At 40.3% G+C, this 21,727-nt stretch carries 19 protein-coding genes, 1 other RNA gene and 2 pseudogenes; 10 read left to right on the plus strand and 12 right to left on the minus strand.

Annotation, left to right across the window (positions count from 1 at the left end):
• The first annotated feature begins 203 nt into the window (after window positions 1–203).
• The 6 genes from kdpF to kdpE are packed head-to-tail and all read left to right on the plus strand — an operon-like array spanning window position 204 to window position 8,071.
• Entirely contained in the window at window positions 204–293 is a 90-nt protein-coding gene (gene kdpF / locus LG003_RS11860) for a K(+)-transporting ATPase subunit F (protein WP_041379999.1), read from the plus strand.
• Window positions 294–2,000: a potassium-transporting ATPase subunit KdpA gene (gene kdpA, locus LG003_RS11865; protein ID WP_262980805.1), complete on the plus strand. Its 1,707-nt coding sequence runs from the start codon at window positions 294–296 to the stop codon at window positions 1,998–2,000. It begins immediately after the preceding gene.
• A 20-nt stretch (window positions 2,001–2,020) separates the two neighbouring features.
• Window positions 2,021–4,087: a potassium-transporting ATPase subunit KdpB gene (kdpB, locus tag LG003_RS11870; RefSeq protein WP_262980806.1), complete on the plus strand. Its 2,067-nt coding sequence runs from the start codon at window positions 2,021–2,023 to the stop codon at window positions 4,085–4,087.
• Between the two features lie 11 nt (window positions 4,088–4,098).
• Window positions 4,099–4,680 (plus strand): potassium-transporting ATPase subunit KdpC, encoded by a 582-nt coding sequence (gene kdpC / locus LG003_RS11875; protein WP_262980807.1) that lies wholly within the window; start codon window positions 4,099–4,101, stop codon window positions 4,678–4,680.
• Between the two features lie 8 nt (window positions 4,681–4,688).
• Window positions 4,689–7,382, plus strand: coding sequence for a two-component system sensor histidine kinase KdpD (gene kdpD / locus LG003_RS11880; RefSeq protein WP_112876210.1), 2,694 nt, complete (start codon window positions 4,689–4,691; stop codon window positions 7,380–7,382).
• On the plus strand, window positions 7,379–8,071 hold the full coding sequence (gene kdpE / locus LG003_RS11885; RefSeq protein WP_192880967.1) for a two-component system response regulator KdpE: 693 nt from the start codon (window positions 7,379–7,381) through the stop codon (window positions 8,069–8,071). Before kdpD ends, kdpE begins: the two co-directional genes overlap by 4 nt.
• A gap of 70 nt (window positions 8,072–8,141) precedes the next feature.
• Here the strand turns inward: kdpE and LG003_RS11890 are convergent, their stop codons facing one another.
• The 6 genes from LG003_RS11890 to LG003_RS11915 all read right to left on the minus strand — a co-directional run bounded on the left by LG003_RS11890 (window position 8,142) and on the right by LG003_RS11915 (window position 14,405).
• Entirely contained in the window at window positions 8,142–8,954 is an 813-nt protein-coding gene (locus LG003_RS11890; RefSeq protein WP_262980808.1) for a Cof-type HAD-IIB family hydrolase, read from the minus strand.
• 29 nt (window positions 8,955–8,983) lie between these two features.
• A complete protein-coding gene (locus LG003_RS11895) occupies window positions 8,984–9,658 on the minus strand; it encodes a formyltransferase family protein (RefSeq protein ID WP_112876212.1) in 675 nt (224 codons plus the stop codon).
• Complete coding sequence (locus tag LG003_RS11900; protein ID WP_262980809.1) at window positions 9,655–11,511, minus strand: aminotransferase class I/II-fold pyridoxal phosphate-dependent enzyme; 1,857 nt, start codon at window positions 11,509–11,511, stop codon at window positions 9,655–9,657. Before LG003_RS11900 ends, LG003_RS11895 begins: the two co-directional genes overlap by 4 nt.
• A 111-nt stretch (window positions 11,512–11,622) precedes the next feature.
• Complete coding sequence (locus LG003_RS11905; RefSeq protein ID WP_112876214.1) at window positions 11,623–12,819, minus strand: hypothetical protein; 1,197 nt, start codon at window positions 12,817–12,819, stop codon at window positions 11,623–11,625.
• Window positions 12,812–13,207: a ParB N-terminal domain-containing protein gene (locus LG003_RS11910; RefSeq protein ID WP_112876215.1), complete on the minus strand. Its 396-nt coding sequence runs from the start codon at window positions 13,205–13,207 to the stop codon at window positions 12,812–12,814. Before LG003_RS11910 ends, LG003_RS11905 begins: the two co-directional genes overlap by 8 nt.
• Window positions 13,173–14,405 (minus strand): MFS transporter, encoded by a 1,233-nt coding sequence (locus tag LG003_RS11915; protein WP_262980810.1) that lies wholly within the window; start codon window positions 14,403–14,405, stop codon window positions 13,173–13,175. Before LG003_RS11915 ends, LG003_RS11910 begins: the two co-directional genes overlap by 35 nt.
• Window positions 14,406–15,380: 975 nt before the next feature.
• Between LG003_RS11915 and LG003_RS11920 the strand changes: the two genes are divergently transcribed.
• Entirely contained in the window at window positions 15,381–15,809 is a 429-nt protein-coding gene (locus LG003_RS11920; RefSeq protein WP_112876218.1) for an EamA family transporter, read from the plus strand.
• A 63-nt stretch (window positions 15,810–15,872) separates the two neighbouring features.
• Here the strand turns inward: LG003_RS11920 and pgm are convergent, their stop codons facing one another.
• The 5 genes from pgm to LG003_RS11945 all read right to left on the minus strand — a co-directional run bounded on the left by pgm (window position 15,873) and on the right by LG003_RS11945 (window position 20,621).
• Window positions 15,873–17,513, minus strand: coding sequence for a phosphoglucomutase (alpha-D-glucose-1,6-bisphosphate-dependent) (pgm, locus tag LG003_RS11925; protein WP_112876219.1), 1,641 nt, complete (start codon window positions 17,511–17,513; stop codon window positions 15,873–15,875).
• Between the two features lie 61 nt (window positions 17,514–17,574).
• Complete coding sequence (gene seqA / locus LG003_RS11930; RefSeq protein WP_112876220.1) at window positions 17,575–18,099, minus strand: replication initiation negative regulator SeqA; 525 nt, start codon at window positions 18,097–18,099, stop codon at window positions 17,575–17,577.
• Window positions 18,100–18,897: 798 nt separating this feature from the next.
• Window positions 18,898–19,863: a glucokinase gene (glk, locus tag LG003_RS11935; RefSeq protein WP_112876221.1), complete on the minus strand. Its 966-nt coding sequence runs from the start codon at window positions 19,861–19,863 to the stop codon at window positions 18,898–18,900.
• A 135-nt stretch (window positions 19,864–19,998) separates the two neighbouring features.
• On the minus strand, window positions 19,999–20,352 hold the full coding sequence (locus tag LG003_RS11940; RefSeq protein WP_112876222.1) for a hypothetical protein: 354 nt from the start codon (window positions 20,350–20,352) through the stop codon (window positions 19,999–20,001).
• On the minus strand, window positions 20,349–20,621 hold the full coding sequence (locus LG003_RS11945; RefSeq protein ID WP_262980811.1) for a hypothetical protein: 273 nt from the start codon (window positions 20,619–20,621) through the stop codon (window positions 20,349–20,351). Before LG003_RS11945 ends, LG003_RS11940 begins: the two co-directional genes overlap by 4 nt.
• A gap of 186 nt (window positions 20,622–20,807) precedes the next feature.
• Between LG003_RS11945 and LG003_RS11950 the strand changes: the two are divergent.
• The 3 genes and pseudogenes from LG003_RS11950 to nadS form a co-directional block, all read left to right on the plus strand.
• Window positions 20,808–20,906: pseudogene (locus LG003_RS11950) on the plus strand (type II toxin-antitoxin system RelE/ParE family toxin); the annotation flags it as partial.
• Between the two features lie 124 nt (window positions 20,907–21,030).
• Window positions 21,031–21,198: pseudogene (locus LG003_RS11955) on the plus strand (type II toxin-antitoxin system RelE/ParE family toxin); the annotation flags it as partial.
• Window position 21,199: 1 nt separating this feature from the next.
• Window positions 21,200–21,484: a NadS family protein gene (nadS, locus tag LG003_RS11960; RefSeq protein WP_112876224.1), complete on the plus strand. Its 285-nt coding sequence runs from the start codon at window positions 21,200–21,202 to the stop codon at window positions 21,482–21,484.
• A 72-nt stretch (window positions 21,485–21,556) separates the two neighbouring features.
• Here nadS and LG003_RS11965 read toward each other — a convergent pair.
• A non-coding RNA gene (locus tag LG003_RS11965) (RtT sRNA) lies at window positions 21,557–21,676 on the minus strand.
• Window positions 21,677–21,727 lie beyond the last annotated feature (51 nt).

A 21,727-nucleotide genomic window follows, 5' to 3' on the forward strand; every position in this document is an offset into this window, starting at 1 on the left:
ATTAAACTTTTCTATAAAAGTATCTTCTGCTGAAAAAAGGAAATACGACAGTAATACTAAACCGAGTAACCTTTGACGGCGGTTCTTCTTACCCTCACTTATTATCATTTTTACACTTTTTTTACACATTCATTCACTCTTTTATCAGCATCTTTGCATCTCCTTACCTAATCTTTACTATCCAAGTTTTCAGGAGATAAGCAGTGAGCATATTCTTCATTTCCGGCGCGTTATTAGTAGCCCTGTTACTGGTTTATCTGATTTATGCGTTACTCCATGCGGAGGATTTTTAAATGGCCGCATCCGCTTTTTTATTGATCACCAGTTTTTTACTGATTCTACTGATGCTGGCAAAACCACTCGGAAACGTTATCGCCAACATGATCGACGGTAATATTCTTCGCGGGCTGACTAAAGCAGAATCTGGCCTTTGGCGTTGCTGTGGCTTACAAAAACCTGGCGGCACAGTCAAAGAAATGAACTGGTGGCAATATGCATTAGCTATTACTATTTTTAATCTAACTGGACTATTACTGCTATTCACGCTTTTAATCACACAACAAGCTCTTCCCCTTAATCCTGAACATTTCCCAGGACTCAAATGGGACTTGGCGCTGAATACAGCCATCAGCTTTATCACCAATACTGATTGGCAGGCATACAGTGGAGAAAACACACTAAGTTACTTTAGCCAAATGACAGGTCTAACCGTGCAGAACTTTCTTTCTGCGGCGACCGGTATTGCAGTAGCATTTGCGCTGATACGCGCATTTTCCCGTCATGGCGTCAAAACCGTAGGAAACGCCTGGGTTGATATCACACGTATCACACTTTATCTGCTGTTACCGCTGTCTATGGTTATCACGCTCGTTTTTGTCAGCCAAGGAGTGATTCAGAATTTCGAACCGTATCAATTAGCCCATACCATTGAAGGCCAACCACAATTGATCCCGATGGGCCCCGTCGCTTCACAGGAAGCCATCAAATTATTGGGCACCAATGGGGGTGGATTCTTTGGGGCTAGCTCATCACACCCCTTTGAAAATCCAACTGCTATCAGCAATTTCACTCAGATACTGTCTATCTTCTTGATCCCTTGTGCACTCTGTTTTGCCTTTGGGCAAGTAGTTGGTGATAACCGTCAAGGGCACACTCTATTGTGGGCAATGAGCATCATCTTTGTCATTGCCACCGTAGGAGTCATGTATGCCGAACTGAAAGGGAATCCCCATTTCAGTCTGTTAGGTGCCAACAGTAATATCAATATGGAAGGTAAAGAGAATCGCTTTGGCATCCTCGCAACCTCAATTTATGCCGTCGTAACCACCGCCGCTTCCTGTGGCACCGTCAATGCTATGCATGATTCTTTCACTGCGCTTGGCGGCATGATCCCAATGTGGTTGATACAAATTGGCGAAGTCGTGTTTGGCGGTGTGGGTTCTGGTTTATATGGTATGTTACTGTTCGTTCTGCTGACCGTTTTTATCGCCGGTTTAATGATAGGCCGTGCGCCTGAATATCTCGGTAAAAAAATCGAAGTATTCGAGATGAAAATGGTGGCACTGGCGATTTTGGTTACCCCTACACTGGCTCTTTTAGGAACGGCACTTACCATATCCACTGCCAGTGGACGTGCCGGTATTCTGAACCCCGGCGCTCACGGTTTCAGTGAAGTGCTCTATGCCCTCTCCTCCGCTGCCAACAATAATGGTAGTGCTTTCGCGGGCCTCAATACCAACAGCATGTTCTACAACTTGTTGCTAGCTATCATCCTATTTTTAGGGCGCTTCGGCCTGATCCTGCCAGTACTTGCTATTGCCGGTTCTTTAGTCGTAAAAAAACGCCAGCCTGCCAGCAACGGTACACTGCCCACCTATGGCCCACTGTTTATCAGTCTATTGATTTTGACCATCATGCTAATTGGTGCGTTGACTTTTATTCCGGCTCTGATCCTTGGCCCGGTCATTGAACATTTACAAATCTGGCTAATGTCCCGGTAAGCGCCAAAGAGAGGAATACCATGACCAACAAACAACAGACATTATTCGAACCTGCTTTGATTCGTAATGCCCTGATTGATTCAGTCAAAAAATGTCATCCGGCTGCACAATGGCGTAACCCAGTGATGTTTGTCGTCTATCTAGGCAGTGGGTTAACCACCATGTTATGGATTGCCATGTTAGCGGGTCAATTTAAGGGAAATGCGCTGTTCACCGGTAACATCGCCTTATGGCTGTGGTTTACTGTGCTATTCGCTAACTTTGCCGAAGCACTGGCAGAAGGCAGAAGCAAAGCTCAGGCGGCCAGCCTTAAAGGGGTAAGAAAAACCAGTTGGGCAACTAAACTCACTTCAACCAATCGTAATGGTTCCAGAGAAAAAGTCCCTTCTGACAGCCTGCGCAAAGGGGATATCGTCATTATTGAAGCCGGTGAAACCATCCCTTGCGATGGTGAAGTTATCGAAGGTGGCGCTTCTGTTGACGAAAGTGCAATCACCGGAGAATCTGCCCCCGTTATCCGCGAATCTGGCGGTGATTTTTCCTCTGTAACAGGTGGCACACATGTGCTATCTGACTGGCTGGTGGTCGAATGTTCAGTTAATCCCGGTGAAACTTTTCTTGACCGCATGATTTCAATGGTGGAAGGGGCTAAACGTCGTAAAACCCCAAACGAGATTGCACTGACTATTTTGTTGACTGCTCTAACAATCATCTTTCTATTGGTGTGTGTCACTCTACTGCCATTTTCAATATTCAGCGTGGAGACTAACCAATCTGGCCAACCTATCACTGTCACGGTATTGATAGCGTTATTAGTTTGTCTTATTCCTACCACGATTGGGGGGTTACTTTCTGCCATTGGTGTCGCAGGCATGAGCCGCATGCTAGGTGCCAATGTTATCGCCACCAGCGGACGAGCCGTTGAAGCAGCGGGTGATGTGGATGTGCTGTTACTGGATAAAACTGGCACCATCACTTTGGGAAATCGCCAAGCCTCTCAATTTCTGCCCGTACCTGGCATAACAGAACAGCGGTTGGCAGATGCCGCCCAACTCTCTTCTTTAGCCGATGAAACACCAGAAGGCCGCAGCATTGTCATTCTGGCAAAACAGCGATTCAACCTGCGTGAACGTGATTTGCACTCACTGAACGCCACTTTTGTCCCTTTCTCTGCCATGACTCGAATGAGTGGTGTTAATGTGGAAAACCGCATGATCCGCAAAGGCGCTGTCGATGCCATTCGCCGCCATATTGAAGTCAATCACGGAAAATTCCCAGAAGCAGTGGAAATTTTGGTACAGACAGTGGCACGTAAAGGAGGTACCCCGCTGGTTGTCGCCGAAAATCAACAGGTACTGGGAGTTATCGCGCTAAAAGACATCGTAAAAGGCGGTATTAAAGAGCGATTTAGTGAGATGCGCCGTATGGGAATCAAGACCGTTATGATTACCGGCGATAACCGTCTGACTGCGGCTGCGATTGCCGCAGAAGCCGGAGTAGATGATTTTCTGGCGGAAGCTACCCCCGAAGCCAAACTAGCCCTGATCCGCCAATATCAATCCGAAGGGCGTCTGGTCGCCATGACAGGTGATGGCACTAATGATGCCCCTGCTCTTGCTCAAGCCGATGTTGCCGTTGCTATGAATTCAGGCACTCAGGCAGCCAAGGAAGCAGGCAATATGGTGGATCTGGATTCCAACCCAACCAAACTGATTGAAGTTGTCCATATTGGTAAACAGATGTTGATGACACGGGGCTCTCTGACCACATTCAGTATCGCCAATGATATCGCAAAATATTTTGCCATTATCCCGGCGGCGTTTGCCGTCACCTACCCACAATTAAATGTCTTAAATATCATGCATCTGCACTCGCCTACTTCGGCGGTTTTATCGACAGTTATCTTTAATGCACTGATTATTGTTTTCCTGATCCCATTGGCTCTAAAAGGCGTGAGCTACCGCCCAATGAATGCATTGTCACTTTTACGCCGCAACCTGTGGATTTATGGTTTAGGTGGTCTGATAGCGCCTTTCATCGGCATCAAACTGATAGATATGTTGCTGACTTTGCTGATACTTAAATAAAGGTGATGAAAATGATTTGGTTACGTTCTTCTGTTGTGTTGGTGATATTCCTGACATTGATTACCGGCGTAGCTTATCCATTGCTGGCGACAGGCTTGTCAGAGCTGCTGTTTCCTTATCAAGCACAAGGCTCCATGGTAAAACAAAATGGTCAAGCCGTTGGCTCTGAGCTGATTGGTCAACCCTTCACTAAAGCGATCTATTTTCAGGGGCGCCCTTCTGCTACCGTAGATTATCCCTATAACACTCTGTCCTCTGGTGGCAGCAATTTAGCGGCTTCCAACCCGATATTGGATGATGAAATCAAACGCAGAGTTGAGCAACTGCGGCAATTTAACCGCCAACCAGACATTCCTGTGCCAGTTGATTTGGTCACCGCATCCGCTAGCGGCCTTGATCCTCACATCTCACCCGCCGCCGCTGACTTTCAAGCACAGAGAGTCGCTGATGCACGCCATTTACCGATTAAAGTGATAAAGCGATTAATCAGGGATAATATTGAGCCACCACCATCGGAATTCCTCGGTGAGCCAGTGATTAATGTGTTAAAACTTAATCTTGCCCTTGATAATTTGCACAAGAAAAAACAGTAAGGCTGAACATGGATCAACACGAACCACAGCGCCCTGACCCGGATGAATTACTGACACTGGTTAATGAGAAACAGCGCGGTAAATTAAAAATATTTTTCGGTGCCTGCGCTGGCGTGGGAAAAACCTATGCTATGTTGCAGGAAGCGCAAAGATTGCGTGCTCAAGGGCTGGATGTGGTTATCGGCGTGGTAGAAACCCATGAGCGGCAAGACACCGCCGCTTTACTTGATGGTCTGCCACAATTGCCCCTGAAACAGATCCAATATCGACGGCGCAGAATCAGCATCTTTGATCTTGATGCCGCCATTGCCCGCCACCCAGCCATCATCTTGATGGATGAGTTGGCATTCAGTAATCCTCACACCAACCGTCATCCCAAACGCTGGCAGGACGTTGAAGAATTACTTGAAGCTGGCATAGATGTACTGACTACCATCAACGTTCAGCATCTAGAAAGCCTCAATGATGTTGTGGGGGATATTACTGGTATCCGGGTCAGGGAAACCGTCCCTGATCATATCTTTGATCAGGCGAATGAAATTGTCTTAGTTGATCTGCCCCCAGATGATCTGCGCCAGCGGCTCCATGAAGGTAAGGTCTATATCCCTAGCCAGGCAGAACGCGCCATTGAACATTTTTTCCGCAAAGGTAATTTAATTGCATTACGAGAGCTCGCTTTGCGCCGGACGGCTGATCGCGTGGATGATCAAATGCGTGCTTTCCGCGACACACAAGGGCATGAACCGGTCTGGCATACCCGTGATAATCTTCTACTCTGCATTGGTAATAGCTCAGGCAATGAAAAGCTCATCCGCACTGCCGCTCGCCTCGCAGCCCGATTAGGCTGTATCTGGCATGCAATTTACGTTGAAACCCCAAAACTGTACCAACTACCCGAAGGTAAACGGCGCACTATCTTAAAAGCACTCAGATTAGCGCATGAATTGGGGGCTGAAACTGCGACACTTTCCGATTCAAACAAAGAAAAAGCGGTATTACGTTATGCCAGAGAACATAACCTCGGCAAAATTCTGATAGGCCGTCGCTGTACCTCCAAACAGAAGCTGTTTGGCTGGCAATGGCGCCCAGGTTTTGCTGACCGACTGGGAAAACTAGGACCTGACTTAGATCTAGTGATTGTCGCATTAGAAGAGCGCAGCCGATGGGATAAAGAACAGGACAACCGCTCTGTCAGTGAAAAATGGCGGGTACAGATTCAGGGCTGCCTGATCGCTATTGCGCTCTGTACACTTATTACCCTGTTCTCCCGAACATTCTTGCTGACCCTTGATAAAGCCAATCTTGTCACGCTTTATCTGCTTGGCGTCGTTATCATTGCGCTATTTTACGGACGCCAACCATCAATATTTGCCGCTTTTATTAATGTCATCAGTTTCGATATCTTCTTTGTACAGCCTCATTGGTCTCTTGCTGTTACCGATATGCAGTACCTGCTGACCTTTACTGTCATGCTAATAGTCGGTGTCGTTGTCGGAAACCTCACTGCGGGCATGAGATATCAGGCGCGAATTGCCCGTTACCGCGAACAACGAACCCGCAATCTCTATGAAATGACCCGTGAACTGAGCCGGGCGCTGAATGAAGAAGATATTGCCCGTACCAGCTACCATTTCCTTGCCAATGGTTTTCAGGCTAAAACCGGCCTCTTTTTACCCAACGAGGATGGTAATTTATGTCAACTCACGACCAATAATGGCGGTCATATGTTGATTGATGATGCCATTGCAAAATGGAGTTTTGATAAAAATCTGCCGGCTGGAGCGGGAACAGATACCTTACCTAGCGTACCTTACCAACTACAGCCTATCGCTACACCTTCTCAGACACTGGCTGTATTAGCTATTGAGCCATCCTATTTGCGCCAATTACTGATCCCTGAACAACAGCGATTGCTGCAAACATTTACCGGCCTGATCGCCAATGCACTGGAAAGATTGCAACTCTCACGCCGGGCAGAATCCGCTAAATTGGATACAGAACGAGAACAGTTACGTAACTCGCTTCTGGCGGCCCTGTCTCACGATTTACGCACACCGCTGACCGTCCTATTCGGACAAGCGGAAATCCTGATGTTGGATTTATCAGCCGAAGGCTCTCCACATACCAAACAGGTGAATCAGATTCGTCAACAAATTCTCAGCACTTCCCGTCTGGTTAATAATTTACTGGACATGGCGCGTATCCAATCGGGAGGCATTCAGCTCAATCTGGAATGGCAATCGCTGGAAGAGATCGTCGGCAGTACCTTACGTTCGCTGGAATATGCACTCAACCGTCATCCCGTCGCAGTTTCCCTGCCATCCGATTTACTATTGCATTGTGATGCCAGTTTACTGGAGCGGGTATTTATCAACCTGTTGGAAAATGCAATCAAATATACCGATGAGCAAATACCACTAGGTATTAAAGCAACAACAGAAAAAAATCAAATTCATATTGAAGTTTGGGATGCAGGTAAAGGCATTCCGCCGGAACAAGAACAATTAATTTTCGATAAATTCTCCCGCACTCGTAAAGAGTCTGCTATTCCAGGAGTGGGCCTTGGATTAGCAATTTGCCGAGCAATTATTGAAATCCACCAAGGAAAGATTTGGGCAACCAATAACGAAAAAGGTGGAGCAAGTTTTCACTTTGTTCTACCGTTAGAGAAACCACCTGAAATTATTACTGAGGAGATGTGATTATTACCAACAATAACACCATTTTGATTATTGAAGATGAAAAAGAGATCCGACGCTTTGTTCGACTAGCGTTGGAAGGTAAAGGCTATCGCGTATTTGACAGTGATACGCTGAAATGGGGCCTAATTGAAGCGGGAACCCGCAAGCCTGACTTAATTATTCTTGATTTGGGCTTGCCGGACGGTGACGGTATTAACTTGATCCGTGATCTGCGCCAATGGAGCGCAATTCCCGTTATTGTTCTCTCTGCCCGCGATAAAGAAGCGGATAAGGTTGCTGCACTAGATGCCGGCGCTGATGATTATCTGAGTAAACCTTTTGGTATCAGTGAACTATTGGCAAGAGTCCGGGTTGCCTTACGCCGTTTTGCCAGAACTAATAAAGAAGAATCGATCATTCATTTTTCTGATGTCGTTGTTGATCTGGTTAACCGCCGAATCACCAAAAACGATGAAGAACTGCATCTAACCCCGATTGAATTCCGGTTACTAGGTGAATTATTGGCGAATAGCGGCAAAGTACTCACCCAACGCCAATTACTCAACCAAGTTTGGGGCCCTAATTATGTTGAACACAACCATTATTTACGGATTTATATGGGGCATTTACGACAAAAATTAGAAACCGATCCAACCAGACCAAAACATTTATTGACTGAAACGGGTATTGGCTATCGGTTTATGCCTTAATGCCTGAGACACGTATTGAATCACTTCATGTCTCAGGCAATTAATATCTCTCAGCAAAGCTGATATCCGCTTATTTCACCTGACACACATGTTCAGATAAATAATAAGCGACAGACTCTTCACAGCAAGAACCAATAATATCAGCGTAAGGAAGCGCTTGTTTCACCCTATTATGCGCCGTTCCCATGATGACACCTTTAGCTACGGTTGAAAGCATTTCCACATCATTCATACCATCACCAAATGCAATCGTTTTATTAATTGGGATATCAAGAAAACCGGCGAGCTGAATTAAAGCTTGCCCCTTCGAAACACCACGGTCCATCACTTCCAGACACCAAGGAAATGAGAAAGCAACACTGACATGATCAGAAAATAGATCAATTAAATGACGTTCTAATTTAACCAACGCATCATGATCTCTCTTCTTGTGAATGAAAAAGATTTTCTCAACCGCATCACAAGGCATTTCATCAGCCTGCCTAACCGCGGGATTAAAATTATCATTCTGATTAAAATCATTGAAACTATGGTGTAGCTCACTGGTTAACCATTGAGAACCATAATACATATTAATCACTAAATCCTGATCCGCCTGTATTTCCTCAATCACTCTTTTTACTACGTGACTTGGCAAATGTCGGCTAATATCCAGGTTCTTACAAGCACTGGTTAATCTAGCGCCATTCGACGTAATCAAATGCACAGGGATATCAAAATCACCAATAATGGAATTTACATCAGCATGATGTCTACCCGTTGCAAATACGATTTGCTTTCCCATACTTGATAAATCAGTAAGCACCTTGCGGGTAAACTTACCAATTGTATCTCCTTGAAGTAGAAGCGTCCCATCGAGATCTGTGGCAATGAGATTATACATAGAGCGTTCCAGTGTTAAGGGCCGATCACTTAAGCTTTATTAAGTAATTCGAGCGATGCCTGCTTGGTAAATGTCATCCTTTCTTCCAGACTATGATTGTCCTTTTCATAATAAATTGTTGCCTCTGAATCAATCTGAGGTCTTGGAGTTATTTTTTCCAATATTGGCATCGTGTCAAGGAATAATTGTCTGGAATAGTTAATAGCCCTTGTATAAGTATCAATAACCTCTTCAAATTCAGGGTAAATAGAAAATGAGATCTGATTGACAATTGGCCCGGCATCAATACCCTCATTAATTTCATGGATCGTCACACCGTGGGACTGTTCTCCATTTTTCAAAGCCCAGTTTACCGGCCTTACGCCGCGATATTTAGGTAAATAGGACAGATGGATATTCAAGATTTTCTTACACGAATTAATGAATTTTAACGGTAATATCCGCTTATGAAATACAACAAAACATAAATCGCAAGTGAAATCACCACTTTCATAGCCAGGTAGATTTTCAACCTTATTATCTTCAATAACAGAAATATTATTTTGATAACAGAAGTCGATTAACGTCTGATCAGTGCTTACAGGTTCGAATTTATCTGCTACCACATGCGATATTTTATAGTCTTTATGATTTAAGAAATATTGACAAATGAAAATTGCCAATTCTCCTTTACCACAAATTACCACTGTTTTGGGATTATTCATTCGCAAACCTCTTTAACTTCCCTGATCGCTTTAATATCATTAATATTTATTTGCCATTGCATGATTGTACGTAATGCATTTATTAAAATTTCATTATCGCTTGGTGTTCTGCAAGAAATACGTAAATAGAGATCAGAGCCTGCATTCCCTTTACCAGAACACTCTTTCACATACAGCCCATGAATATCTAAAAGTAACCGCGATATCGTCTTCGCATCAGAAATATGTAATTTACAGTAAACAAAATTAGAGTCTGTCTCAAATGCGGTAATACCCTCTATTGAGTTTAATTCTTGCTGTAATTTTAACGTATCACTAATCACTTTTTCACAGCTTAATTTGTAACTCTCTCTATATTGAGGTAATCTCAATAAAAACTCTTCAGCAAAACCATTAATATTCCAAATGGGTAACACAGCTCTTATTTTACCAAGTAATTCCTGATTTGCAGTGGCAATATACCCAATACGAATACCACCAATCCCGAAGGTTTTGCTCATGCTTCTAATAACAGATAAATTCTTATAGTTATCTAAATGCATTAACATTGTCTCATCACGCATTTTAGAGAAATCTAAGAAAGATTCATCAATAATTAAGTCGATATTTAATGCCAACAATTCGCCAGCCAAATATAACAGACTATCAATAGGTGTCAATTTACCTGTCGGATTATTTGGTGACTCAATCACCACCACATTTGGCTTTTCTTCTTTCGCCAACATTAATAGTTCATCAATATCTATCTCAAACTGCTGATGCTCTTTGGTATAACTATATATCGTCCTTGCTTTTCCAAAGCAATTAGCATATTCATTAAATGATGGCACAGTAACTAATACTTTACCTGTATAAACATCAGGAAGCCGTTTAATTATCTCCGCAGCACCATTTGAAATACATAATTGCGTTCTTTCTATCCCGATAAATTCAGATAAAGCATGCTCGACTAAACGATTCCCGCCAGGATAATTTAACAATATTTCATCAAAATTATTCTTTATTTCATCTTTCAATTTTTTAGGTGGAAAGTTGAAATTGTAAATTAAGCCAAAGTCAATAATAGGATAACGCCAGTATCCACCATGCCTATTTTGAATAAAATCTAATTTATTATTACTTGAAATGAAGTCACAAATAGCAAGATCATAAGTATTATCTACCTCATACCATTGTGAATGATCAACAATACTTACTTTAAATTCAGCTACATTATTAAGTAAAGACTGTTTAAATATATCCTCATAATATATCCCAGTCGATCCACCATTAATGTAACTTTCTAACTCTTTAGTAACATATTCAGCAAAATTAGCGGTGCAAATATTATAAATATTTACTGTTTTATATTGACCATCTTCAACCTGATAATGACTATCCTTAGTAGAATTTAATGCAATAATATTATCTTTATCTATTTTTGCATAAGTCCCTTCCATATTGCCACTAAGAGGAGAAACAAGGACATTGAGATCTCCTGCTTTTAACATCACTGTTTCCAAACATTTCTTTGTGAAGAAGATATCCCCTTCAAGGATCAGCGTATCTTGCTTAATCCAATTTCTGGCAAGGTATAAAGAATAGATATTATTGGTTGATTCCCACTTTTCACTATTAACAAATTCAATATCCAAATTATATGTCTTTTGTTTAATATGAGATATTAAAATATCACTTTTATAACCCACCACAATAATCACTTTCTTAATACCGACAGCTTCGATATTTTTCAGCGCATTATCGATAAATGATGTTTGATTTGTTTCTACCAAAGGTTTTGGTTTATTTGATGTTCTGGTAGATAACCGGCTGCCTCTTCCTGCACAAAGCAATATTACTGTTTTTTCATTCATAGTCTTGATAAATTATTTTAAATGGATGTTAAAAGGCTATTGTTATTCTTAAATAAGAATTAACCTAAAATATAGTTCATTAATGATATAAAATTGATATTGAATTAAATATCAATTAAATACGATGTCATATATAACATGTTGATACACCCAAACCCCATCAATTCTTCCGTGGAAACTTGCCTCACCACCATTTTCACCACCCGTCTTTACGCCAGACCCCAGACCAAATGTATGAAAATTATTGAGCGCGTCACCTGACGTTGATATAGGATTTAACTTTGCATTAGTTAACAAACCGTATTTATCACTTTTAAATTCAATAGGCGTATTATTCTCATTAACTATTTCAATAAGTTTAGAGTGATAGCCAGTACAATGAATAAGCAAATCATCACAGTTAATGAGTTTAATAACTTCATCATCAGAAATTTCTGAAATATTCAAAATAGCAATATTTTCATATTTTCTTTCCTTAATTTCTTGTGCAAAAGCAAAAGAATCATATCTCAAACCTGAATATCGGTTAACCCGTCCACTTAAAGGACAGATATCTTCCTGAGTGAAATCATAGCCATAAGATTCTGCACTTGCAGGTGAATCAAAGAACAATTTAAAATCTTTATTAACCAGAACGTTTATCTTACCGGTAAACTTTAATTGCTCTATCAACCGAATTAAACAAGAAACTGAACTGTGTGACGAACCCAATATTGATATACTTTTTATATCACCTTTATTTATAACCTCATCATAAAAACCTTTAATAAAATCACCAGAGGTAATATTATTACTATTATGCAATAATCTGGATCCGTTTGGATTTCCACCTATATTAAACAGTACTTTTCGCGCTGATACAATATAATCTTCATTATTTTTATGATAAGTTATATCATAGTTACCATCTTCATTCTGTTTAATCTTTTTTACTTCCGCATCAGTCAAAATATTAAACCGATCACCATATTTGTTTTCCTGAATAAAGCGTGCAATTTTCTCCAAATATTGGCCGACAAACCTCAATTCAACTGGCTTATCTTTATTGGCACTAAAATATTCCCACTCTGATGTTGATCTTATATATTGACTAAGCTCATCATCACAACCGTCAAATTTCTCTAAAAATACACTACCTAAAGAGTTCGCGGTAATTTTATATTTCTTTAATGAACCAGAACCCACCATCTCTGTTTTTTCTAAAATCAAACCATTTTTTATGGCTTCATCTTTTAATAAATCTGGGATTAATGAAATATTTGCAGGACCTGCACCACACATTACCACATCATAAAACGGCTTATTCATTGACAAATCCTAACATTTTTAACGAAATTTGAGTTTCAATAACATTCCCGGAAAACTCATGACGAGTCTGTTTATAACCAAGAGGTTGCCCATCCAAACCCGCTTTAATAACATCACTATGACTAATCTTTTTATCCTCATTGCGGGAATAAACCAACAGTTCCTTCTCATAATCAAATGCCAAACAAGGAATACAACTTAATTTTAGTGTTTTGGCTAATTCAAGTCTATGATGACCATCAATAACCACATTCGTTGCTGCATCAATCCAGATTGGTTGGGTCCAAAATCCTTCAAGTTTAACTTTATCTATTAACTGCTCAACACGAACAGAACAATGTAATTCAGTTGGTCTAAGATTTGAGACTTCTTCTAATATTAATTTCATGTTTATCCCTTAGTTTAAACATCCGACAGAAAATTACCAACATCAACACACTTAATATCGCTAATAATTGAAATAACACTCCACCATCAAATAATTGGATAATAGCACCACCAACTAATGGAGATATAGAAAAACCGATACTATAAAGTGACGCCGCACCAAAATATGCGCCACGTAAATCATTTGGCGCCAAACGATCAATAAAAACATTCACACATGGAAATAAAATAGTTTGACTGATACTCATGGTAAAAGCAGCTACATACCACAATAAATAAACATCATAATACTTGAATGAAATAAAGAACATTAATTCAGATAAAATGAGTAACACAGACCCTATATTTATTTTAGTTTCTAACTCCATTTTTTGCGTTAACATGGAAAACGGTAACTGCATAACCACAATGGTTATCGCATGTAACATAATAAGCGAAGCAATAAACTCAGCATACCCATTAAACCCTAATGAAGTAATTAACTGTGGCAAAGTTGAATCAAAATGGCCAAAAATAAACATCATGAGAATATTATTGATGACCAACATTAAAAACACACGGTCATTTAATAAAACCTTCATCGTTCCTTTAAAGTCATCATTATTTGTTAAGTTTATTTTTATTTTCTTACCAAATAAATAAACAGGGATCATAAAAATTACATAGGATATCGAAACAATCAGAAAAGAGATAGAATTAATATCCAGGCTTAATTTTACACCTAAATAAGGCCCGACTACCGCACCCGCATTAAGAAATAAATACCTTAAGTACATGGCATTCTCTCTTACCTGCTTTTCCTCGATAATATCGCCGATAACGGCTTTTATTGGATTATTCACAAGCGCCCAGGAAATATTCGCCAATAAAGTACCAATAATAAAACCAGACTGATGTTCAGATAACCATAATATTAAATATGCCAATGCAGATATAAGACATCCAATGATAATTATCTTAGCCCGGCCGACTTTATCAGAGAAGTAACCAGCATAAAAACTTAATATTGATGAAATCGCAATGGATAAAGAGAGAACTAATCCAATCATCGATGCAGTAAAATGGAACTTTGTATATAGTATGATGGATATAAAAGGCCATACCATCATTGATGTTGATCTTGTTACAAAAGTCCCAAGAAATAGACCCCATATACATGCCGGTATGGATGTATAACTATTGAGAGAAAAATTTTTCATTTTAATATTCTTAGATTATTAAATTAATATTTTTTTAATACCAGGATATCTATTTTATAGTGTTCATGAAGGTACATAAAATCAACCTGCCTCTCAAAAATTTAATAATAGAAGCAAGTGTTAGGATTATCTGCACGTTAAAAATAAATTCTATTTTATATATAAGTAACTTTTAATATAGTAACAAACAAAATGTGAATTGCAAATAAAAATATGACATTTTTGTTACATGTTTAAATATAGATCGATTCCTGGCGATTTTGATGCCGGACATAATGACACAAATTCCTAACACTTTAACAGTGGAAAACACAGGTAAAAATGGCTCTTAATCTCAGATAAAAACCTTTCAATTCAATCTTTATCTATTCAAATAGTAATCAATCAACTGAAAAACTCAGCTTAATCTAATCCCAAAATAAACTGTAATATTATATTCAAAGTGAAATAAATAAATAAAACTGTATTTTAGAGCCTATCCCAATAGGCGTAATTGTTGCAGGCCGTTTGAACACGGACAGCGCGGAAAAACCGGAGCGTACACGTAGTACGTGAGGATTTTGAGCACTGCCCAGGTTCAAAATGGCAAATAAAATAGCCCTATTGGGATTGGCGGTTAGTTTAATAGCTAAATTCTGGTCAAGATAATTATTATTTATAGATTTATATGAAGCCATCCGAGATTAAAACTGGAAATTATCTCATAGGCCCAAAATATTCACTAACTAAAATGGGGATTAGTAATGAGTTTATTCTTTAATTTCCTTAATGAAATAAATGATACATTCAAACAAAGAGAACTGTCTTATCATCTCAACTCATTTGATACTATACCCTATGGATTTCAAGATGCATCGCGACGGCAAGAGAGCGAATCCCCGGGAGCATAGCGAACTATGTGACCGGGGTGAGCGAGTGCAGCCAACAAAGAGGCAACTTGGAAGATAACGGGTATAACAACAGGATTTATTCGCGATGAGTACCTGGCTTATCTATGCCTTATTATCAGCGTTTACTGCCGCTTTAGTCGCTATCTTCGGGAAAATCGGTTTGCAAAATCTTGATGCCAATACAGCAACAGCAATACGCGCAGTCATTATGGCGTTGTTTCTTGTCAGTGTCGTTGTAGTACAAGGAAAATTAAATCTGGTTAGTGAAGTGCTGGCAAACCACAAGGCGTTGCTTTTTATCGCTTTAAGCGGTGTGGCGGGGGCATTTTCATGGTTGTTTTACTTTCTGGCAATTAAAAACGGTAACGTTTCTCAGGTTACCCCGATTGATAAACTCAGTGTCGTGTTTGCTGTTATCTTGGCCGTTATCTTATTTGGTGAAAAAATATCACTGATGACCGCAGGTGGTGTTGCACTGATTACTGCCGGTGCGTTAATGGTTGCTCTCGGCTGAAAAATAAAAAATCCGCAAAAGTTGTTATCACTGTTGCGGATTCTTTTTAATCGGCCAAAAAGATCAACCGGCGGCAAAAACCTGGTTAACGATATCCAGTGCTTCCTGCTCAATTTTCTGCCGGTGCTCAGGGCCAAGGAGGCTTTCACAATAAATTTTGTAGGCTTCTTCTGTCCCCGATGGGCGAGCAGCAAACCAGCCGTTTTCTGTTATCACTTTTAGACCACCTATTGACGCTCCGTTACCAGAAGCTTTTGTCAACCGGGCAGTGATTGGATCACCGGCAAGCTTATCCGCTTGCACCATTTCTGGTGATAACTTGGCTAATAATGCTTTCTGCTGATAAGTTGCCGATGCCTGGATGCGGCTATAGCTTGGCGTACCGAAGCGAGCTGCCAACTTGTTGTAATGCTGCTGCGGATTTTCCCCTGTTACCGCAGTCATCTCTGCCGCCAGCAAACACAAGATAATCCCATCTTTATCTGTAGACCACGGCGTACCATCAAAACGCAGGAAAGAAGCCCCCGCACTCTCCTCTCCACCAAAGCCCAACTCACCTTTATGTAACCCATCAACAAACCACTTAAAACCCACCGGTACTTCTACCAATTTACGGCCAAGATCGGCAACGACCCGATCAATCATGGCACTGGATACCAATGTTTTACCTATCGCAACACTTTCTGACCATTGCGGACGATGGCGGAATAGGTAATTTATCGCGGTTGCCAGATAGTGGTTCGGATTCATCAAACCAGCGGGAGTGACAATACCGTGGCGGTCATAATCCGGATCGTTTGCAAAAGCCAAATCAAACTTATCACGCATGGCTAACAAACCCGCCATTGCCCAAGGGGATGAGCAATCCATACGAATGACGCCATCATGATCCAAGTGCATAAAACGGAATGTCTGATCAACTTGATCATTAACCAATGTCAGATCCAAATTGTAACGCTCACCGATACGCTGCCAGAACGCAATGCCAGAGCCTCCCAAAGGATCAATACCGATTTTCAGCCCGGCCCGCTGGATAGCGGCCATATCAACCACATCACCCAACGCACTAACATATGGTTCAACTAAATCCTGCTGATACAAATATTCGCTGTTCAATACCTGAACAAATGGCAAACGTTTAACGCCTTTTAGACCTTCTGTAAGCAACTCATTAGCACGACGTTCTATAATTGCTGTCAAATCCGTATCTGCGGGACCACCATCAGGTGGATTATATTTAATCCCCCCGTCTTCTGGTGGATTATGGGAAGGGGTAATAACAATCCCATCAGCCAACGCTTTCCCCAAGCGGTTATAACAGAGGATGGCATGAGAAATCGCAGGTGTTGGCGTAAATCCATTATTTTCCTGCACAATCACATTCACGCTGTTAGCTGTCAAGACTTCCAGTACGGAAATAAATGCCGCTTCTGATAAAGCATGGGTATCTTTACCCACATAACAAGGGCCATTGATTCCCCGTTGCTTGCGAACTTCCGCAACAGCTTGAGTAATTGCCAGAATATGCGCCTCATTAAAACTGTGACGCTGAGAACTGCCACGATGACCGGATGTACCAAATTTAACTTTATGCTCTGAGTTTTCCGGCTGAGGATGCAATGTGTAATACTGTGATGTAAGCTGCGCTACATTTATCAGATCACTTTGGCGGGCAATCTGCCCCGCGCGCGGATGATTTACCACTTTAAATCTCCCCTGAACAAGAGCTGCACTGTACTTTGTCTGTCAGCACAGCCTTGATCAGTTAAATTGTGCCACACACCTTGTCGATAAAATTGGCTGAGAATTTCATATCCTGCATAATTTGCTCAACCATACTACGCTTACGGTCAGTGTTAGTGTTAGTAATGACCCAAAAAGGCGTGCCCGGAATGTGACGAGGTTTGGTTTGTTTGCCACTGGCGAGCAATGTCTGTTCATCACCAGCAAAATAAACACGGGTACGACCATGCATAGCATCAGTCGTCTGGGAAAAAATTTCACTATTCAGGCTGTATAATGTAGATAGGATCAACATAAAACGCTCAACAGATTTTTTCTTGTCAGAATAGTCATCTGAAAGTAATAATTCGCGTATCACACGGACAGAATCACGCTGGCGGGCTACTGGCGCTTTCTCCACAGCACTGAGAGGCTGTACATTTTGTACTGGCTGCTCGGCGTTAAATTTTAGCATTCGCCGTAAAATATCAGATGCACTTTCACCAATATGTTGTGTGTGGCTGGCAATATAGCGGTAAAGGTCTTCATCAACTTCTATCGTTTTCATTTCTATCCAGTACTGTTCTAAATAAAAAATTTTGACAGATTATAAAGTATAAAAAGAGAAAACAAAACAATTAAAATTTCAATAAGTTAAAAGTATTTAAACATGAAAAACAGCATAATAAAATATCCGTTTTTCATCTAAAATAAATCAATCAGTTACATAAATATTGTGAATATAAATCTCATTGTCAAATGTCATATCGATCTTTTAATACCACTTATTTAGGCGTTGATAATCACATAATAATTTATTCTGATATTATACCCAAATAATGATAAAACTTGGTTTCAACATTGCCGATAATCAATTCAATCAAGGGAGATTCAGCAGCGAATGGGAGGATTGATTATAGATAGTAAAACAGTTTAAATTCATGGGGATGTATGTTTGTTACCAGTAAATCTTGACAGAAAATGCGCTTTAATAAATTACACACCTTTTATTTACATATAATGTTCATGATTTACCAGAAAAAATTGCAACCATATAAATTATATGGAAAAATTAGCAACTTCATTATTATTGAATTTTATAAAATTAATATCTTGAACTGAAATTTCATATCCTATTTTCAATGTTAATTATATAAACAACAATTTTATCCATTAATTGTATAAATCATAATATATATTCTTTAAATTTATTCTTAAAAACTCATAAGATTATTATGAAATCCAGATCTCATATAAATAAAATAGATTTTCATTGCTTTCAATATTAATACACAGTTACAATAAAAAATTCTAATCAGATATATACTATCATTAATTTCGAAATGTATATATCTGACCTTATAATTTAATCAATAAGTAAAAGCTGTTGCCGTAAATAGGTACCTGAACCTAATAATCCTGGTTGTGGATGAGTAATCAAATAAACAGGAATCTGTTGTACTAACGGTTTAAAGCGCCCTTTATCTTCAAATCCATGAAGAAAGTTCGATTGCTTAAAGAAATCAAGAAACCGCGGCACTATACCGCCAGCGATATACACACCACCAAAAGCCCCCATATTTAACGCTAAATTCCCGCCAAATCGCCCCATAATTTCACAAAATAGTGTCAGCGCACGATGGCAATATTGGCAACTTTCATCCAATGCTCGTTGCGTCACGGTTTCTGGTTCTAAATCTTCCGGCTGACGATGATACAAAATGGCAATGGCCTGATAAAGGTTTACCAACCCACTACCGGACAAGATTCTTTCTACCGAAACATGTCCAAGTTTACGACGTAAAACAGCCAATATTGCATCTTGTTCTTCACTATTCGCTGCAAAATCTACATGACCACCTTCACCAGGTAAACTGACCCATTGCTTGCCTGCTTTGATCAAATGAGCTACACCAAGGCCAGTCCCTGCACCGTAAACCGCTATCGGTTTGTCTTTAACCGCTTCTCCTCCTCCTAATTGAACCTTGTGTTCTTCTGTTAACATTGGAATCGCCATAGATACAGCCGTGAAGTCATTAATCACATCTAATTTTTCTAGCCCAAATGTCTGTTTCAGCTCACTAATAGAAAATGCCCATTGGTGATTGGTCATTTCTACCCAATCACCATTTATCGGGCAAGCAATAGCAATACATGCATAAGTCACCACTGTTTTTTGCGCAGCCAAATAGTGACTGATAATAGATTCTAATCCGGTGTGTTGTTTTGCACTATACGTTTCGATCCACTCAATAGCCCCATTTTCCAAATTGCAAAGTGCTAATCTGGCATTGGTGCCGCCAATATCAGCAACAAGTCCGTAGAGATTCATTTTTATATCCTAATAATCAGCTAGTACAACAATTAGGTAAAGCTTATCCTATCTGGCATTATTGGTATAGATCGTTAAACCAACCTCACCAGTTGGTTTTTTACATTTATATACTATGCAGCTAAGACTATGTAGTTAAGCAGCTTTATGACGTTTATTGGATTTTCTTTTTTCACTTCTCATTGCTTTGCTGTGAGCTTCGGCGAGTACCCGTTTTTTCTCACTATTAGCAAAACGATTTAAAACTTGCCTGATCAATGGCTGGTAGCCTAAGCCATTAAGGTCAGCTATCATTTTCAAATCTTCAATCAGAGATCTATTTAATCTGATTGAAATGGGCTGTAACTCCAGCGCTTCGTTAATCAGATCTTCTGTTACATCATCAGATACTTTAACGTGAGCTTCACTACAACCAAGCTCACCGTTCTCCCATGCTTCATCAGTGGAAGCTATCAGGTTATTTGCTCGCTTATCAGTTTGTTTGCTCATTTCTCTGTTCCTAGGCCGTATTTTCGGTAAATTCTCAATTCATCTTCGTTAGGTGTATAAGCTGTCCTTATAGCAACCCCTTTTTCAGGGTGATAGATAAAGACTATCTTTAACTTAACACCATAATCTGTTTCAGATATAAACCATTTAGTAGGAGGATCAGTTCTGTTATCTTCCCTTGTATCCTCAAGAAAACGTCCAACCCGATTAGAAAAACACTGGAGTATATCCTCTTCATTAACCGGCGGGTTTTTGCCTGCTAATTTCAATCTGATGTTGATGATATCAAGAGCTTCATGTGCTTCGGAGTTTTTAACTCATGGTTAATTTGTATATACAGAATACTCCGCCAGACAGATCTAAACAACTCAAAATGACTCACAAAATATCAATGGATTTTGTATCACTAATAGATAAGATATATTATTTTAGCGTGAAATTTGTATATACACATAATGATGAAGCTTAAAGAACTGCAACGAGAGCTTATCGAATCACCAGACAAAGGTGATCTAATACGTGGTACTGGGGGGTTACGTAAAATCAGAATGGCTATAACCCGTCATCTTTCAAGTTGCCTCTTTGTTGGCTGCACTCACTCACCCCGGTCACATAGTTATCTATGCTCCCGGGGATTCGCTCCCTTGCCGTCGCGATCCATCTTGAAATCCATTGGGTATAGACTCACAAGGAAAAAGCGGTAGTGCCAGAGTTATTTATCTTCTAGCGACTGAAGATATTATTTATCTGGTGATGACTTATCCGAAAAGTAAAAAAGATAGCTTAACGGATGCCGAGAAAGCAGAACTGAAAAAACTAACAAAATTACTAAAAGATGAGGTGTAACATGAGTTTTTTTGACGAATTGAAAGCATCCCTCGAAGAAGCAGTTGAAATTAAACAAGGTAATAAAGCCGCAGCGCGTGTGACCCGATACGAAGTTGCCGACGTTAAAGCTATCCGTGCTCAACTTAACATTTCACAGGCAGAGATGGCGGAGGCTTTAAGCACTAGCCTTGATACAATTAAAAGCTGGGAGCAGAAGCGTCGAAATCCGACAAGACTAGCGGCAAAGGTGTTAGCTATCATCCAAGAAAACCCTAATTTCTATAAGGCTCTGGCGACTCATTGATTAGCCGGTGTGCCATAAAGTACTAAAGTTACTTACCACATCTTGGCTCTACCTGTTTCCAAGAGGCCATAGTTTGAGTGTTCGCATTGCTCGTGACTTTTTTGCTGCGGGCCAGCGCTCACGCGCTGTTGTCTCGCTTCGCTCGGCTCGAGCCTGCAACCAGTTGATTAAAAGTCAACTACTCTACCGACTGAGCTAACGACCCATCTGTATGATTAGATTATTCTGATTGTGTCTTTCGAG

It is taken from the genome of Photorhabdus kleinii (assembly GCF_025384885.1).
GTDB classification, from domain to species: Bacteria; Pseudomonadota; Gammaproteobacteria; order Enterobacterales; family Enterobacteriaceae; genus Photorhabdus; species Photorhabdus kayaii.

What these genes read in the sequence shown, in the direction of transcription:
- kdpC (WP_262980807.1), top strand. Translation starts at nt 4,099, where the DNA reads ATGATTTGGTTACGTTCTTCTGTTGTGTTGGTGATATTCCTGACATTG.
- LG003_RS11910 (WP_112876215.1), bottom strand. Translation starts at nt 13,207, where the DNA reads ATGAAATTAATATTAGAAGAAGTCTCAAATCTTAGACCAACTGAATTA.
- LG003_RS11915 (WP_262980810.1), bottom strand. Translation starts at nt 14,405, where the DNA reads ATGAAAAATTTTTCTCTCAATAGTTATACATCCATACCGGCATGTATA.
- LG003_RS11905 (WP_112876214.1), bottom strand. Translation starts at nt 12,819, where the DNA reads ATGAATAAGCCGTTTTATGATGTGGTAATGTGTGGTGCAGGTCCTGCA.
- LG003_RS11900 (WP_262980809.1), bottom strand. Translation starts at nt 11,511, where the DNA reads ATGAATGAAAAAACAGTAATATTGCTTTGTGCAGGAAGAGGCAGCCGG.
- kdpD (WP_112876210.1), top strand. Translation starts at nt 4,689, where the DNA reads ATGGATCAACACGAACCACAGCGCCCTGACCCGGATGAATTACTGACA.
- kdpA (WP_262980805.1), top strand. Translation starts at nt 294, where the DNA reads ATGGCCGCATCCGCTTTTTTATTGATCACCAGTTTTTTACTGATTCTA.
- glk (WP_112876221.1), bottom strand. Translation starts at nt 19,863, where the DNA reads ATGAATCTCTACGGACTTGTTGCTGATATTGGCGGCACCAATGCCAGA.
- seqA (WP_112876220.1), bottom strand. Translation starts at nt 18,099, where the DNA reads ATGAAAACGATAGAAGTTGATGAAGACCTTTACCGCTATATTGCCAGC.
- nadS (WP_112876224.1), top strand. Translation starts at nt 21,200, where the DNA reads ATGAGTTTTTTTGACGAATTGAAAGCATCCCTCGAAGAAGCAGTTGAA.
- LG003_RS11890 (WP_262980808.1), bottom strand. Translation starts at nt 8,954, where the DNA reads ATGTATAATCTCATTGCCACAGATCTCGATGGGACGCTTCTACTTCAA.
- LG003_RS11920 (WP_112876218.1), top strand. Translation starts at nt 15,381, where the DNA reads ATGAGTACCTGGCTTATCTATGCCTTATTATCAGCGTTTACTGCCGCT.
- LG003_RS11940 (WP_112876222.1), bottom strand. Translation starts at nt 20,352, where the DNA reads ATGAGCAAACAAACTGATAAGCGAGCAAATAACCTGATAGCTTCCACT.
- kdpB (WP_262980806.1), top strand. Translation starts at nt 2,021, where the DNA reads ATGACCAACAAACAACAGACATTATTCGAACCTGCTTTGATTCGTAAT.
- LG003_RS11895 (WP_112876212.1), bottom strand. Translation starts at nt 9,658, where the DNA reads ATGAATAATCCCAAAACAGTGGTAATTTGTGGTAAAGGAGAATTGGCA.